We start from the raw sequence: 14,529 nt of genomic DNA, 5'->3' as shown, positions 1-14,529 counted from the left end.
TCCGGGGCGCCGGGGCCCCGGACTCAGCCGGCCAGCCGGCGCCGGAGCTCGGCCACGTGGCCCTCGGCCTGCACGTCGACCTCGGCGGACTCGACGGTGCCGTCCTCGCCGATGACGAAGGTCGAGCGCAGCGGGCCGATCCGGGTCTGACCGTTGACCGTCTTCTCCCCCCAGGCGCCCCACGCGCGGGCCGTGGCCGCGTCCGGGTCCGAGAGGAGCCGGTAGGGGAGGCGGTGCTCCTCCGCGAAGCGCCGCAGGGTCCCGGGGTCGTCCCCGGAGATGCCCAGCACGGTGTACCCCAGGGCCTCGAGGGAGGCGAGGTTGTCGCGGAAGTCGCACGCCTCGGACGTGCAGCCGGGGGTGAAGGCCTTCGGGTAGAAGTAGGCGATCACCTTCCGGCCCCGCAGCCCGGACAGCCGCACCTCCTGGCCCTCGTGGTCGGTGAGCGCGAAGTCGGGGGCCTGCCGGCCGGTCTGGATCTGCGGTGCCATGGGTGCTCCTGGGTGCTCCTGGGTGTTCCGGTGGTCGATGCGGTGCGGCCGGCTACGGGCGCCGGGCCGAGAGGCGGGCCACGGCGGCCCCGACGCAGGCCGAGGACACCGCGAGCACCCACAGCGGCGTGGTGCGGGCCGCCGGGTGCGAGGGCAGGGTCAGATCGGGATCGCAGTCGGTGCCGGTGTAGCTGAAGAAGGACGCGTGGGCGGCGAAGGCCGGGCTGGCGTTCATGATGTCTCCCTCGAGTTCGTATAGCGGAATAGCAATTCCGTATAGTGAAATCTAGCGCCGGGTCCGGGGGGAGTCAAGGAAAAAGTTGCCCGGAGACATCGCGTGGCCGTGCTGGTCGCCGCCCGCAGGGCGCGGCGTGCCGGGGCGGGCCGCTCAGGTGCGCAGGACGAGCTCGGTGCAGAGGTCGTCGCCGAGCCGGAAGCGGCGCACCGGGGCCCGCAGCGCCCCGGAGAGGTGCTCCGCGCCGCGGAACCGGATGCCGGGCACGCCGTCGCCGATCAGCAGGGGTGCGGTGGTGAGGTAGAGCCGGTGCAGCGCCCCAGCCTCGAGGAAGCCCGAGACCGTCCGCCCGCCGCCCTCCACGAGCACCCGGTGCAGGCCGCGGTCCGCCAGCGCCGCCAGCACGTCCCGCGGGTCCGGCCGGCGGGGCGCGGCCGGCACGCGCAGCACGGCGACGTGCGTGGCGAGCCGCGTCGGCACGACGGCGTCCCGGCCCACGACCCAGACGGTGGGGGCGGCGCCGTCGGTGAGCACGGCCGAGCCGGCCGGGGCGCGCGCGGAGGGGTCGAGGACCACCCGGGTGGGCTGGGGGCCGGGCACCGCCCGGACGGTCAGCCGGCAGTCGTCGGCGGCGACCGTCCCGACCCCCACGACCACGGCGTCCACGAGCGCGCGCAGTCGGTGCAGGTGCTCCCGGTCCTCGGGGCCCGTCACGTACTCGGCGTGCCCGGTGCGCGAGGCGATGAACCCGTCCAGGCTCTGCCCGAGCTGGGCGATCACCAACGGCCCCCGGTGCGCCACGAGGGGCCCGTAGCGCCCGGCCAGCTCCGACCCCGCCGAGGGGTCCACCCGGCCGGCCAGCAGCTGCTCCCACACCCCGGCGGCACCGGGCGCCGGACGAGGGCTCTCGGCCACGGGCTCAGCCCCGGGCGAGGAACCGGTCCCGGGCCGTCTCGCCGGCGATCGCCCGCAGCCGGTCGTACTGGTCGGCGGCACCGGCCTCGAGGGTCCGCAGCTCCTCCGCGTCCAGGCGCGGATCCGACGGGGCGAGCGCGAGCAGGGTGACCCACATGCTGCGCTTGGCCACCACCAGGGACTGCAGCATCTCCAGCTCCCCGTGGGCGGCGATCCCCGTCCGCTCGCGGATCCGGCTCAGCGGATTCAGCCGGGACGCGATGCCGGTGGCCGTCCCGAGCCCCTTGGCCACCCGGCGCCGGGTGGCACCCAGGCGGTCGAGCATCGCCTCGAGGTGCCCGATGTCGTCCTGGATCTCCCGCACGAACCGGGCGAACCGGTCCTCGTAGGCGGTGCCGGCCCAGGTGCGGGCCGCCTCGTCGAAGAGCCGCACGCCGGACAGCGCGCCCATGTAGTGCCCGAGCATGTAGGCGTCGAGCTTGTCCCCCTGCAGCCGTGCCCCCGCGGCGCCGTCGCCGGTCCCGACCTGCTCGCTCATCTGCTTCTCCTCTGGTCGTCGGTGCGTCCTTCGCACGTGTCCGTGGGCGCGTCCCCCGGTGCGGCGGCGGCACGGCCGTGCCGCGCGGGTCCGCCCGGGCGGCCCGGGGCGTCCTCCGCGGCCCGGCCCCGTCGGCCGGGCCCGGTCCTCCAGCGTACTGACTGTGCCGCCGTGCCGGGAGGAGGCGTGGGCCGGGAGCGCCGGGCCGGCCCGGCCGCGCGAGATCATAAGCGGTATGACTATCATGGGCGCATGACTGAGAACCCGAACGGCACCCCGGACCCCGACGAGCAGGAGACCCTCGGCGCGCCCAGCCCCGAGCCGGGCAGCGGGATCGACCGCGACCCGGACGAGTGGGCCACCGGCGAGGAGCCCATGACCAGCGCCCAGCGCAGCTACCTGGACACGCTGGCCCGCGAGGCCGGGGAGGAGCTGCCCGCGGACCTCACGAAGGCGGAGGCCTCCAAGCACATCGACCGCCTGCAGGACCGGAGCAAGCGCGTCCAGGACCAGTAGGTCCGGGCGGGAAGGGAGAGCGTCGTGAAGATCGTCGTCCTGGGCGCCACCGGCAACGTGGGCACCGCCCTGCTGCGGCGGCTGCACGCCGCCCCCGAGGTCACGCAGATCGTGGGGGTCTCCCGGGAGGGCCCGGAGCGGAGCGGGGAGCCGTACGACGGCGTCGAGTGGCACACCGTCGACGTCGCCGAGAAGGACTCCACCGGCCGGCTCGCGGAGATCCTGCGCGGGGCGGACGCGGTGGTCCACCTCGTGTGGCTGATCCGCCCCAACCGGGACTTCGCGCTCATGCACCGCACCAACGTCGACGGGCTGGTGCACGTGCTCGACGCCGTCGTCCTCGCCGGCGTGCCCCAGGTCGTCTACCCGTCCTCCCTCGGCGCCTACAGCCGCGGCCCCAAGGACCGCCGCGTGGACGAGTCCTGGCCCGTGGGCGGGGTGGACACCTCCCACTACAACGTCCAGAAGGCCGAGACGGAGGCGCTGCTCAACCGGTTCGAGGAGGCCCACCCCGACGTCGTGGTGACCCGGCTGCGGCCCGGCTTCCTCTTCCAGGCCGGCGCCGCCCCCGAGATCGGGGACTACTTCTTCGGCGCCCTCGTGCCCAAGCGGCTGATCGCCCGGCTGCGCCTGCCGGTGCTGCCGTTCCCGGAGAAGTTCCGCTTCCAGACCCTGCACACCGACGACGTCGCGGACGCGTTCTGGCGGGTCATCCAGCACCGTGCCGGCGGGGCGTTCAACGTCGCGGCCGAACCCGTGCTCGGCGCCGACGGCGTGGCCCAGGTGCTCGGCGCCCGGCGCGTGTTGCCCGTCCCGCCGGCCCTCGTCCGGGCGCTGGTGGCGATCACCTACCGGCTGCGGCTGCAGCCCACCGACCCCGGCTGGATCGACCTCGCCGACGCCGTGCCCGTCATGGACACCACGCGGATCCGCGAGGTGACGGGATGGTCCGAGACCGTGAGCTCGCTCGAGGCGCTCCGGCAGCTCGTGGACCACCTCGACGGCCGCGAGGGCCTCGGCAACCGGGAGCACCGCCCCACCTCACCGCTGGTGTAGCTCCCGCCGTCCGCACGGGCGCCGTGCGGTGTCGGCCGGGTGGGCCCTGCTCCGCCCGGTCCACCGGACGCCCCGGCGTTCCCGTGCCGCCGGGAGGCGGCCCGGCCCGTCAGCGGCGCCGGAGCAGGGTCGCCGCAGCGCTGACCAGCACCATGGCGCAGGCCGCGCCGATCGCGGCGGCGAAGGCGCCCCGGTGCCCGGCGCTCTCGGCCAGCAGCCCGGCCAGCGCCGCGCCCACGGCCGTGCCGAGGACCACCCCGCTCGCCAGCACCGTCATGACCGTGCCCAGCCGCTCCGGCCGGGCGACGTCCCCGCCGATCGTGTAGATCGTGACCATGGTGGGACCCACGGGCAGGCCGACGAGCAGCAGCACCACGAGCATCGGCACGATGCCGCCGGGCAGGAGGAACAGCAGGCTCAGCACGGCCATGGCGCCCGCGCCGGCCACCCAGCGCGCGGCAGGCCGGAAGCGCTGCGGCCACCAGGCCACGGACAGGGCCGCGGCCGCGGAGCTGATGCCCAGCACGGCGTAGAGCAGCCCGGCCGCGCTCTGGGCCCCGAACGCGCCGCCGAAGGCGCTCAGGGCGTTCTGCACGGCCCCGAAGAACGCCCCCATGGCCACCATCCCGAGCACGGGGAGCAGGACGGAGAGCCGGTCCCGGCCGGGACCGGGCGGCGCCGCCTCCCGGGACCGGGCAGCGGCCGGCGCCGCGCGGTGCGTGGGGTGCACGGCGAAGCACGAGACCATGGTGAGGGTCAGCGCGGCGGCCAGGACGAAGGGGGTCCACGGGGCGACCAGGGACGCGAGCAGGCCCACCAGGGCGGGGCCCAGCACGAAGGTCAGCTCGTCGGCGGTGGACTCGTAGGACAGCGCGGTGTCCAGCTCCTGCCGGTCGCCCCCGGTCAGACCGCGCCAGCGGACCCGGGCGAGCGGGCCCACCTGGGGGCACGTGGCGCCCACCAGCAGCGCCGCCGCGACGAGCAGCGGCACGGCCGGCCCGCCCGGGACCGCTCCGGCGTGGGCGGTGAGCAGCAGCAGGCCGATGGCCGCCGTGTGGGCGAGGGCCGAGACCAGCAGCACCGCCCGCTGGCCCACCCGGTCGGCGAGGTGGCCCATCAGGGGCCCGCCCAGGGCGGAGCCGATCCCGACGGCGCCGGCGGCCGCCCCGCCCACGGCGTAGGAGCCGGTGACGGCGGTGGCGAGGGTCAGCGCCCCGACGGTGATCATGGCCAGGGGCAGGCGGGCCACGAAGGCGATCGGCAGGAAGCCGCGGCCGCCCAGCTCGAGGAGCCGCCCGTAGCGGCCGCCGGGGCGCCGGCCCGCCCGGCGGCCGGTGCCGCGGCGCGCCGGAGTGGTCTGTTCCGCGGCGGCCTCTGTCGAAGCAGCCTGTTCCGCGGCGGTCTGTTCCGCGGCGGACGGCGGCGCCGCGGTCGGCGCGGGGGCGGGCCGCGCGGTGCGGGATTCCGTCGCGTAGCGGGCGGCGGGGTGGCTCGCGGGGGCCTCGGCGGTCGTGCCCGCGCGGGCGGGAGAGGGGTTCAGGGGGTTCACGGGGGTCCTCGAAGACGCTGCGCACCGTCCCCCCTCCCGGTGCGCCCGACCCGGACGAACGTGCCTAGTCTACCCGGCGGCGGGGCGCAGGGAACGGCCGCCGGAGGTGACCTCCGCCGCGCCCACCGCGGAGGAGACGTACAGGCACGGGCGGTCCTCGGGGACCGTGGCGCAGACCGTCGCCGCCGTCAGCTCGTCGGGCTCGCGCTCGTCGGCGCCGGCCACCGCGGGGGTCCACCACCGGGCGTCCGGGACGGAGGCCTCGATCGCGCCCGCGCCGGTGGTGATCGCGACCCGCCGCGGGGCGTCGCCGAGGATCCGCACCTCGGCGGTCCCCACCTCCGTGTGCACGTCCACGTCCTCGCGCACCCGGGCGCCGTCGACCAGGACGGTGCCCACCTCCGAGGCGGCCCACAGGCTCCGGGCGCTGCCGCCCATCTGCACCTCGCCGGCCTCGGCGTCGAGCCGGACGTCGCCGAAGTCGCCGCGGGCGGAGAGGGTGGCGGCGTCGCCGGAGAGCCGCAGGTCCACGGGGTCGTCGTCGGCCGGGACCGTGATCCGCACCTGCATCCCGCCGCCGGCGCCGATCCAGGAGCCGGTGCGGGGGGCCGTCACGGTCAGCCGCCCGTCCTGCACCAGCGGCTCGGGCGCGCGGTCCAGGCCGATGCCGGCGTACACGGCCTCGACCCGCAGATCGGGCACGTCGGCCGTGACGACCTCGACCGCGGCGGAGTGGCCGTCGACGGCGACGGTGTCCACGGGCGCGGTCACGGTCGTGTCCACCCGCCGCTCCTCGACGGACAGGGACGCGGCCATGGCCGCCCCGCCGCCGGCGAGCAGCAGCAGGGCGCCCAGGCCGCCGAGCACCGCGGTGGGGACGAGCCAGGCGGTGCGCTCGTTCCGCCCGACCGCGTCCGGGGCGGGACGGGACAGGGGGTCGGAGAGGGGGCCGGTGCGGGGGCGGGGGCCGGCGTCGTGGGCGGCGGGGTGCTCGGGGTGGGTGCTCATGGCCGGAACTCCTGGTGGGACGGGTGGGCGGACGTGGGGTGGGCGGGCCCGGGGTCGGGGTAGCCGAGGTAGCGCAGGACCGCGCGGACGCGGCGGTTGCCGCCGTCCTCGTGGGCGAGGCCGAGCTTGGTGAACACGGACCGGATGTGCTTCTCCACCGAGGACTCGGTGAGGAACAGGTTCGCGGCGATCGAGGCGTTGGACAGGCCCTGGGCCATGAGCCCGAGCACCTCGTGCTCGCGCGGGGAGAGCAGCTCCAGGTCCTGCCGGTGCCGCGAGCGCACCAGCAGCTGGGAGACCACCTCCGGGTCCAGGACGGTGCCGCCGGCGCCGACCGTTCCCACGGACTCGAGGAACTGGTCGACGTCGGCCACCCGGTCCTTGAGCAGGTAGCCCAGCCCGTCCCGGCGGGAGGCGATCAGCTCGGAGGCGTAGCGCTCCTCGACGTACTGGGAGAGCACGAGCACCGCGATCCGCGGGTGCTGCGAGCGGACGAGGACGGCCGCGCGGATCCCCTCGTCCGTGAAGGTCGGGGGCAGCCGCACGTCCACCAGGGCGAAGTCCGGCTCGTGCTGCTCGACGGCCTTGAGCAGGCCCTCCGCGGTGTCCACGTCGGCGACCACCTCGTGCCCGGCCTCGGTGAGCAGCCGGACCAGGCCCGCGCGCAGGAGGACGGCGTCCTCGGCGATGACGATGCGCATCAGGAGCCCTCCCCCCGGGCGACCGGCAGCTCGACGGTCAGCTCGGTCGGCCCGCCCGCGGGCGAGTCGAGGAAGAAGTGCCCGCCCGCCGAGCGGATCCGGTCCGCGATCCCGGACAGCCCGCCGCCGGGGACCAGCACGGCGCCGCCGCGGCCGTCGTCGGCGACCCGGGCGAGCACCCGGGTGCCCCCGGCCGGATCGGGCTCGAGCCCGACGCGCACCGAGGCGGCGCCCGCCCCGGAGTGCTTGACGACGTTGGCCAGGCCCTCGGAGACCGCGAAGTACACGGCGGCCTCGGTCTCGGGGGCCAGGCGGGGCACGCGCACGTCCACGGCGACCGGCACGGGCGACTGGGCGGCCACGGCGGACAGGGCCGCGTCCAGCCCCCGGTCCTCCAGCACGGCCGGGTGGAAGCCCCGGGCCAGGCGGCGCAGCTCGGTGATCGCGGCCTTCGTGGTGGCGTGCGCCTCGCCGATGAGGTCCTTCGCCCCGGCGGGGTCGTGGTCGATCCGCCGCTGGGCCATCGACAGGTTCATGGCCACGGACACCAGCTGCGGCTGCACGCCGTCGTGCAGGTCCCGCTCGATCCGGGAGCGCTCGGTCCGCGCCCCGCGGACGGCGGTCTCCCGGGCCGCCGCGGCCTCGGCGGCCCGGCGGCGCAGCTCCGCCGCCTCGTCCACGCGCAGCAGCAGCCGTGACAGGCCCCGGTGGGCGGCCACGCACAGCACGAGCAGGAGCACCCCGAGCAGCGCGAGCGTGGTTCCGGTCAGCACCACGGCCCAGTCCGGCCACGTGCCGACGAGCTCCGAGGGCCAGATCGGGTTGGACTCCGCGGCGTAGAGCGGGGCCAGGGCCAGCGCCACGGCGGCGCCGGTGCCGGCGAGGGCGCCGACCGCCACCCAGCCCAGGACCGTGGTCAGGAGCAGGTGCAGCAGCCCGGTCCAGAACGCGGGGTCCCGGACGTCCAGCCACCACTGGTGCGGGATCCGCCACCCGTCGGTGCGTGGGGAGCGGCGCCGGTGCGGGGCGGGCAGGTGCAGCCCGAACGCCGCCTGCGTCCGGCGGCGCTCGACCCACTCGATGCCGCGGACGGCGTAGACCGTGGCCACCAGCAGCACCACGCCCACGAGGGCGGCGAGCGAGGCGAGGCCCGCGGTGACCAGGGACACGAGGGCGGTGAGCCACAGCGTGCCCAGGGCGGCGTCGACCACCAGGTCGGTGCCGCCGAAGAAGAGGGTCCGGGCGGACCACGGTCCCCACTCGCGGGCGCCGGTGCCGCCGGCGGGGCGGGACCCGGAGGCGGTGCGGGGGGCGTCGTCGGCGGCCGTCCCGGGGTCGGAGGTGGGCCCGGTGCCGCTCCACGGTGCGGGCGGCAGGGGCCGGGTCTCGTGCGATGTGCTCATGGCTCTCACGCTACGGGCGGCCCGCGCTCCCGCACTGCGACGTTCTCCACCTGTTACGGGTGGGGTTTTCCGCACCGCACCGCACCGTGCCGCCGCGCCGGGACCGGGGGCGCCGGGGCATCCGGGAGACTGGGCGCATGGACGCAGCACGCCCCGCCCACGACGGCGCCCACGACGGCGGCGCCCACAACGCGCCCGGCCGCGGCCCCGGGCCCCGGCGGCACGTGCCGCTGGAGCGGCGCCGGCTCAGCTATCCCGAGGTCGGGGCGACCGCCGGTGCGCTGCCGGCCGGCTACGACCACCTGGTGCGCTCCCGCACCGTCGGCGCCGGGGAGGCCGCGTTCCGGGCGGCCGCCGAGCGGCTGATGGGCTGGGACCTGCACCGGTCCGCGGGCCTGGAGGTGCGGCCCACGGCCGCGCGGGCCGCCCTCGGCACCCGGGTGGTGCTGGGCCTGGGGTGGGGGCCCCTGCGGCTGGAGGCGCCGTGCGAGGTCGTGCGCGTGCTCGACGAGCCCCGGCGGCAGGGCTTCGCCTACGGCACGCTGGAGGGCCACCCGGAGCGGGGTGAGGAGCTGTTCTGCCTGGACCTGCGCCCGGACGGCGCGGTGGTGCTGAGCATCACCGCGTTCTCCCGTCCGGCCGCGTGGTGGGTCCGGGCGGGGGCCCCGGCGGCCCGGCGCGTGCAGGAACGGGTGACCCGGCGCTACCTGCGCGCGCTGTCCTGACGGGCGCCGGACGCGCCCCGGGCGCCGTGGGCCCCGGGACGCCCGGCTCAGGCGGGGGGACGCAGCGGGGCGCGGCGCAGGCGGTGGTCCCGGAGGGCGGCCAGGCGCGGGATCCCGGTGCGGTCCTCCAGCAGCCAGAGCACCCCCAGGTGGGGCGCCACCTGGCTCACGGTGCCGGTGCAGTGCAGCCGCCGGTGCTCCCACACCTCGACCCGGTCCCCGGGCGCGACCCGGGACAGGCCCAGGATCCAGCGGGCGGGCGCGGTGCTGGGCGCGGTCATGGGCGGCCCCCTTCCGGGTCGTGCGACGGGACGCTCCCATCCTCGCCCGCGGATGTGGCCGTGGCGTTTCGGGGCGGTTGAGAGCGGATGTCCTTTCCCGGCCGGCGCCCGGGGTCAGTACTTGCGCAGCGCCACGCGCCCCTGCCCGGTCCACCGGGCCCGCAGCAGCGCGGAGACGTCCAGCAGCAGCTCCGTCAGCTCCGTGGAGCCCGGTCCCAGGGCGCGGACCACGAGCCCCGGCACCGGCAGCTCGGAGACCCCGCAGCGCAGCCGCGGCATCCGCTGCTCGGCGGCGGCGAGCAGCTCGTGGACCTCGTCGACCAGGGCGCGGTCCACCCGCGGGTCCACCACCAGCAGGGAGCCCAGGTGCGTGCGTCCCTCCAGGAATCCGAGCCCGGCCACGGCGTCCTCGGCGGGGCGCAGGCGGAGGTTGTCGAGCACCACCGTGCGCCCGCCCATCACCACCTCGGTGCGCAGGGCCACGCCGCGGTAGCGGAAGACCGTCCCGTCCGGCGCCCACCCGGGGGTGACCACCTCGCTCGCCACGAGACACGCCGAGGGGTCCATCGACACGGTCGTGGACTGCACGTACTCGGCGTCCTCGTAGGCGATCAGCTGGTCCGGCAGGTACTCGAGCACCGCGCCGGGGCCGAGCGTGATCCGCACGTCCTGGCGGGCCGGGGCCGCGGGGCTGCGGTAGACCCTGGTCGCCGACTGGGTGGTGACCAGGGCGGTGCCGGCGGCCTCCACCGTGACGTCGAGCTCGTAGCGGTCCCCGCCGAGGTAGCCGCCGCCGGGATTGACGACGACGAAGCACGGCTGCCCCGACCCGTCCAGACGGTGCGGCCGCAGCACCCGCAGGGCCCCGGCGTGGAACTGCCGCACGGCCACGGTGCGCTCCCCGCGGGGGGCGAGGACCAGCTCGAGCCGCCCGGTCGGGACGGGAGCCTCCGGCCCGGGCCCCGGCGCGCGTCCGGGGCCGGCCGCGGGCGCGGCCGCCGTCACCGGGCGATGTCCAGCATCAGCACGTCGTGCCGGATCCACGCGAGGATCCGCTCGAGGCCCTCGTCCGTGCGCAGGTTCGTGAAGCAGAACGGCCGGTCCCCGCGGAAGACCGCCGAGTCCGCGGCCATGACGTCCAGGTCGGCCCCGACGTGGGGAGCGAGGTCGATCTTGTTGATCACGAACAGGTCCGACCGGATCATGCCCTGCCCGGCCTTGCGCGGGATCTTCTCGCCCTGGGCCACGTCGATGACGTAGATCGAGAAGTCGACCAGCTCGGGGCTGAACGTGGCCGAGAGGTTGTCCCCGCCGGACTCGACGAACACGAGCTGCAGGTCCGGGTGCTCGGCGCACAGCTTCTCGATCGCGGCCTCGTTCATCGAGGTGTCCTCGCGGATGGCCGTGTGCGGGCAGCCGCCGGTCTCGATGCCCACGATCCGCTCCAGGGGCAGCACGCCGTTGCGGGCCAGGATCTTGGCGTCCTCGATCGTGTAGATGTCGTTGGTGATCGCGGCCATCGAGACCTCGTCGATCAGCGCCCGGGTGACCCGCTCCACGAGCTGCGTCTTGCCGGCGCCCACGGGCCCGCCCACGCCGATGCGCACGGGCCCGCGGCCGGTCGGGGCGGTGGGGGCGGAGGGAACGGTGGTCATGAGAACTCCTGGGTCGGTGCGGTCGGTGCGGTCGGTGTCGGAGGGTGCCGGTCGGGCCGGCGGGTCAGGACATGAACATGCGGGCCCGCTGCCAGGCGTGGCGCATCTGGGCGATCTCCAGGCCGGGGCTGGTCGCCCCGACCTCCTCCTCGGGCAGGTGCCGGATCCGTTCGACCCCGCGGACCACGTCCTGGTGCAGGGCGCGCAGGACCCGCTGGCCCGCGGCCTGGCCGAGGGGGATCCCGCGCACGGCGTTCTGGGTCAGGGAGGTCGCGGTCGAGAAGAGGTACGCGCCGGCCAGCTGCTCCCAGGCGAGGCCGAGCCCGGCGCCCACGAGGGCGAAGGCCACCGCGGGACTGCCCCGGCTCGTCCCGGCGCGCTGGCGGTCCGCGTAGGCCAGCAGCCGGGGGGAGGGGAAGTTCTCCGCGCCGATCTCGGTCATCCGCCGGCCCATCGCGGCCGCGGCGTCCCGCACCTGGACGGGCAGGGCCTGGGCGGTCAGCAGCTCGTCGGCGCGCCACACGGCGTCGTCGTCGGCCGCCGTGGCGACGGCCCGCACGGCCCAGCCCTCGGCGGGCACCACCTGGTGGTGCAGGCAGTGCCGCGCCCAGGCGAGGAAGCCGGGCTCGTCGCCCACGGTGCCGTCGTCGAGGTAGGTCTCCAGGCCCAGGGAGTGGGCGAAGGCGCCGGTGGGCAGCGCGGAGTCGCACAGCTGCAGCACGGCCAGCATCCCGGCCGGGGCGGGGAGGGCGGGCGCGGGGTCAGTGGGTGTGCTCGGCATGGCGGAACGGGACCTCCATCTGCCGTTCGACGCGCGCGAAGCGCACCCCGGCCTCCTGCAGGTAGGCCTCGGCCGTGTGGTCGTACTGCAGCAGCATGAGGCCGTCGTGCCCCGGCAGCTCCGGGACCTCGGCGCCGGGGCCGAGGAACTGGGCGGGCAGGTGCCGGTTGCCCAGCGCGTGCGCCACGCGGCCCATCTGCTCGATCGTCGCCGGCGCCACGACGAGGACGTCGGTGGGCAGGGTCGAGACCACCACCGCGTTGGAGCCCTCCCGGTGCAGGATGTCCCCGTCCTTGAGCTCGCGGCGCTCGGCCAGGCGCAGGCCGAGCTCGGTGCCGTGGTCGGTCACGACCCGCTGGACGCGCTTGCGCAGCTCGGGCCCGGAGAGGGCCACCCGCTCCAGGTGCAGGCCGGCGCGCTCCTGCTCGGTGAGCTCGGCCAGGTTGCCGAGGACGGCTTCGACGATCACGGGTGCGGGTCCTCTCGGGGAGTGCGGGCGGTCGGGGAGGGCGGGACGGTCGGGGAGGCCGGGACGGTCGGGGTGCGCGGGGGCGGCCGGCGGGCCGGTCAGAACAGGAAGTAGCGCTGGGCCATGGCCAGCTCCTCGGCGGGCTCGCAGGTGACGAGCTCCCCGTCGACTCGGACCTCGTAGGTCTGCGGGTCCACCTCGATCCGCGGGGTGGCGTCGTTGTGCCGCATGTCCTTCTTGCGCAGCCCCCGGATCCCGCCCACCGGCAGCACCCGCTTGCGCAGGCCCAGGCGCTCGCCGACGCCCGCCTCGACGGCGGCGCGGGACATGAAGGTGATCGAGTTGGCGTGCGGGGCGGTGCCCCGGGCCCCGAAGGCGTCGCGCATCAGCTGCGGCTGCGGGGTGGGGATGGAGGCGTTGGGGTCGCCCATGAGGGAGTGCACGATCTGCCCGCCCTTGAGCACGAGCCGCGGCTTCACCCCGAAGAACACGGGGTCCCACAGCACCAGGTCGGCGAACTTGCCGGTCTCCACCGAGCCCACGACGTCGGCGATCCCGTGCGCCAGGGCCGGGTTGATCGTGTACTTGGCCACGTAGCGCCGCAGCCGCGCGTTGTCCCCGCGGCCGGTCTCCTCGGGCAGGGGGCCGGTGCGCCGCTTCATCTGGTCCGCGAGCTGCCAGGTGCGCAGCACCACCTCGCCCACGCGGCCCATGGCCTGGGAGTCCGAGGAGGTCATGGAGAACACCCCGAGGTCGTGCAGCACGTCCTCCGCGGCGATCGTCTCGGGCCGGATCCGGGAGTCGGCGAAGGCGACGTCCTCGGGAATGTCCGGGTTGAGGTGGTGGCAGACCATGAGCATGTCCAGGTGCTCCTCGGCCGTGTTGCGGGTGTAGGGCAGCGTCGGGTTCGTGGAGGACGGCAGCACGTGGGGCAGCGAGGCGATGCGGATGATGTCCGGGGCGTGCCCGCCGCCGGCGCCCTCGGTGTGGAAGGTGTGGATCACCCGGCCCGCGATCGCGGCCACCGTGTCCTCGAGGAAGCCGCACTCGTTGAGCGTGTCGGTGTGGATGGCCACCTGCACGTCGAAGGTCTCCGCCACGGCCAGGGCCGTGTCGATCGCCGCGGTGGTGGCGCCCCAGTCCTCGTGGATCTTCAGGCCCACGGCCCCGGCCCGGATCTGCTCGGCGAGCGGCTCGGGGGCGGAGGCGTGGCCCTTGCCGAGCAGCCCGAAGTTCATGGGGTAGTCGTCGAGCGCCCGGAACATCCCGGCGAGGTGCCACGCCCCGGGGGTGATCGTGGTGGCGTTGGAGCCCTCGGCGGGCCCGGTGCCGCCGCCGAACATCGTGGTGACCCCGGAGGACAGGGCGGTGCCGATCTGGTCGGCCCCGATGAAGTGGATGTGCGAGTCGATCCCGCCGGCGGTGAGGATCCGGCCCTCGCCGGCGATCACCTCCGTGGAGGCGCCGATCAGGACGTCCACGCCGTCCATGATGTCCGGGTTGCCGGCCTTGCCGATCGCGCTGATGTGCCCGTCGCGCAGGCCCACGTCCGCCTTGTAGATCCCCGAGGCGTCCAGGATCACCGCGTTGGTGATCACGGTGTCCACCACGCCGTCGTCCCGGGTGAGCCGGCCGTTGTGGCCCATGCCGTCCCGGATCACCTTGCCGCCGCCGAAGACCACCTCGTCGCCGGGGACCGTGAGGTCGCGCTCCACCTCCAGGAACAGCTCGGTGTCGGCCAGGCGCACCAGGTCCCCGGTGGTGGGGCCGTAGAGGCCGGTGTACTGGGCACGGGACATCTCGTGGCTCATGGCTGCTCCTGCTCCGGCGCGGTGGCGGACGGGCCGGGGGCCGGGGCGGATGGCTCCGGGGCCGTGCCGGCGGGCGGGTCGAGGGGGCCGTCGACCAGGTTGGCGAGGCCGTGCACCTCGCGGCGCCCGGCCAGGGCCACCAGGCGCACCCGCTTGCGGTCGCCGGGCTCGAAGCGCACGGCCGTTCCGGCGGGGACGTCGAGGCGGAAGCCCCGGGCCGCGGCCCGGTCGAACTCGAGGCCGGGATTGGCCTCGGCGAAGTGGAAGTGCGAGCCCACCTGCACCGGGCGGTCGCCGCGGTTGACCACGTCCACCTCCGTGGTGGGCCGGCCGGCGTTGATCAGCACGGGCTCGGGCCGCAGGACGTACTCTCCGGGGATCACGGGTGCTCCTTC

The 14,529-nt window shown here is 76.0% G+C and carries 18 protein-coding genes; 3 read left to right on the top strand and 15 right to left on the bottom strand.

From position 1 onward, the window contains the following. Positions 1-23: 23 nt before the first annotated feature. The 4 genes from ACWCOM_RS11020 to ACWCOM_RS11005 form a co-directional block, all read right to left on the bottom strand. Positions 24-491, bottom strand: coding sequence for a peroxiredoxin (locus ACWCOM_RS11020; RefSeq protein WP_454548791.1), 468 nt, complete (start codon positions 489-491; stop codon positions 24-26). Positions 492-543: 52 nt separating this feature from the next. Beyond that, on the bottom strand, positions 544-726 hold the full coding sequence (locus ACWCOM_RS11015; protein WP_454548790.1) for a hypothetical protein: 183 nt from the start codon (positions 724-726) through the stop codon (positions 544-546). Positions 727-879: 153 nt separating this feature from the next. Next, complete coding sequence (locus ACWCOM_RS11010) at positions 880-1,641, bottom strand: RibD family protein (RefSeq protein WP_454548789.1); 762 nt, start codon at positions 1,639-1,641, stop codon at positions 880-882. Positions 1,642-1,645: 4 nt separating this feature from the next. After that, complete coding sequence (locus tag ACWCOM_RS11005) at positions 1,646-2,179, bottom strand: hypothetical protein (protein WP_454548788.1); 534 nt, start codon at positions 2,177-2,179, stop codon at positions 1,646-1,648. Positions 2,180-2,431: 252 nt separating this feature from the next. Between ACWCOM_RS11005 and ACWCOM_RS11000 the strand changes: the two genes are divergently transcribed. Beyond that, positions 2,432-2,695, top strand: a complete 264-nt coding sequence (locus ACWCOM_RS11000) for a DUF3072 domain-containing protein (RefSeq protein ID WP_454548787.1) — start codon at positions 2,432-2,434, stop codon at positions 2,693-2,695. A gap of 24 nt (positions 2,696-2,719) precedes the next feature. Further along, entirely contained in the window at positions 2,720-3,751 is a 1,032-nt protein-coding gene (locus ACWCOM_RS10995) for an NAD-dependent epimerase/dehydratase family protein (protein WP_454548786.1), read from the top strand. Between the two features lie 109 nt (positions 3,752-3,860). Here the strand turns inward: ACWCOM_RS10995 and ACWCOM_RS10990 are convergent, their stop codons facing one another. The 4 genes from ACWCOM_RS10990 to ACWCOM_RS10975 all read right to left on the bottom strand — a co-directional run bounded on the left by ACWCOM_RS10990 (position 3,861) and on the right by ACWCOM_RS10975 (position 8,412). Further along, positions 3,861-5,300: an MFS transporter gene (locus ACWCOM_RS10990; protein ID WP_454548785.1), complete on the bottom strand. Its 1,440-nt coding sequence runs from the start codon at positions 5,298-5,300 to the stop codon at positions 3,861-3,863. A 69-nt stretch (positions 5,301-5,369) separates the two neighbouring features. After that, positions 5,370-6,308: a hypothetical protein gene (locus ACWCOM_RS10985; protein WP_454548784.1), complete on the bottom strand. Its 939-nt coding sequence runs from the start codon at positions 6,306-6,308 to the stop codon at positions 5,370-5,372. Beyond that, positions 6,305-7,009 carry a response regulator transcription factor gene (locus ACWCOM_RS10980; protein WP_454548783.1) on the bottom strand — a complete coding sequence of 235 codons (705 nt, stop codon included), beginning with the start codon at positions 7,007-7,009 and terminating at the stop codon, positions 6,305-6,307. Before ACWCOM_RS10980 ends, ACWCOM_RS10985 begins: the two co-directional genes overlap by 4 nt. After that, positions 7,009-8,412: a histidine kinase gene (locus ACWCOM_RS10975; protein ID WP_454548782.1), complete on the bottom strand. Its 1,404-nt coding sequence runs from the start codon at positions 8,410-8,412 to the stop codon at positions 7,009-7,011. The genes ACWCOM_RS10980 and ACWCOM_RS10975 overlap by 1 nt, the downstream gene beginning before the upstream one ends. A 137-nt stretch (positions 8,413-8,549) precedes the next feature. Between ACWCOM_RS10975 and ACWCOM_RS10970 the strand changes: the two genes are divergently transcribed. Beyond that, positions 8,550-9,137, top strand: coding sequence for a DUF1990 family protein (locus ACWCOM_RS10970; RefSeq protein ID WP_454548781.1), 588 nt, complete (start codon positions 8,550-8,552; stop codon positions 9,135-9,137). 47 nt (positions 9,138-9,184) lie between these two features. Here the strand turns inward: ACWCOM_RS10970 and ACWCOM_RS10965 are convergent, their stop codons facing one another. From ACWCOM_RS10965 to ACWCOM_RS10935, 7 genes are all read right to left on the bottom strand, one after another. Then, positions 9,185-9,418, bottom strand: a complete 234-nt coding sequence (locus tag ACWCOM_RS10965; protein ID WP_454548780.1) for a hypothetical protein — start codon at positions 9,416-9,418, stop codon at positions 9,185-9,187. 114 nt (positions 9,419-9,532) lie between these two features. Next, on the bottom strand, positions 9,533-10,423 hold the full coding sequence (locus ACWCOM_RS10960; protein ID WP_454548779.1) for an urease accessory protein UreD: 891 nt from the start codon (positions 10,421-10,423) through the stop codon (positions 9,533-9,535). Further along, the gene (gene ureG / locus ACWCOM_RS10955) at positions 10,420-11,073 is read right to left on the bottom strand and encodes an urease accessory protein UreG (RefSeq protein WP_454548778.1); all 654 of its coding nucleotides are present in this window, start codon (positions 11,071-11,073) and stop codon (positions 10,420-10,422) included. Before ureG ends, ACWCOM_RS10960 begins: the two co-directional genes overlap by 4 nt. 64 nt (positions 11,074-11,137) lie before the next feature. Continuing rightward, positions 11,138-11,854 carry an urease accessory protein UreF gene (locus ACWCOM_RS10950; protein WP_454548777.1) on the bottom strand — a complete coding sequence of 239 codons (717 nt, stop codon included), beginning with the start codon at positions 11,852-11,854 and terminating at the stop codon, positions 11,138-11,140. Further along, positions 11,835-12,323 carry an urease accessory protein UreE gene (locus ACWCOM_RS10945; RefSeq protein WP_454548776.1) on the bottom strand — a complete coding sequence of 163 codons (489 nt, stop codon included), beginning with the start codon at positions 12,321-12,323 and terminating at the stop codon, positions 11,835-11,837. The genes ACWCOM_RS10950 and ACWCOM_RS10945 overlap by 20 nt, the downstream gene beginning before the upstream one ends. Before the next feature lie 98 nt (positions 12,324-12,421). Further along, positions 12,422-14,134 carry an urease subunit alpha gene (ureC, locus tag ACWCOM_RS10940; RefSeq protein ID WP_454548775.1) on the bottom strand — a complete coding sequence of 571 codons (1,713 nt, stop codon included), beginning with the start codon at positions 14,132-14,134 and terminating at the stop codon, positions 12,422-12,424. Next, positions 14,131-14,517, bottom strand: coding sequence for an urease subunit beta (locus tag ACWCOM_RS10935; protein ID WP_454548774.1), 387 nt, complete (start codon positions 14,515-14,517; stop codon positions 14,131-14,133). Before ACWCOM_RS10935 ends, ureC begins: the two co-directional genes overlap by 4 nt. Between the last annotated feature and the right edge of the window lie 12 nt (positions 14,518-14,529).

Source organism: Kocuria sp. KH4, assembly GCF_053711175.1.
This window is presented reverse-complemented; position numbering and strand designations above follow the sequence as displayed.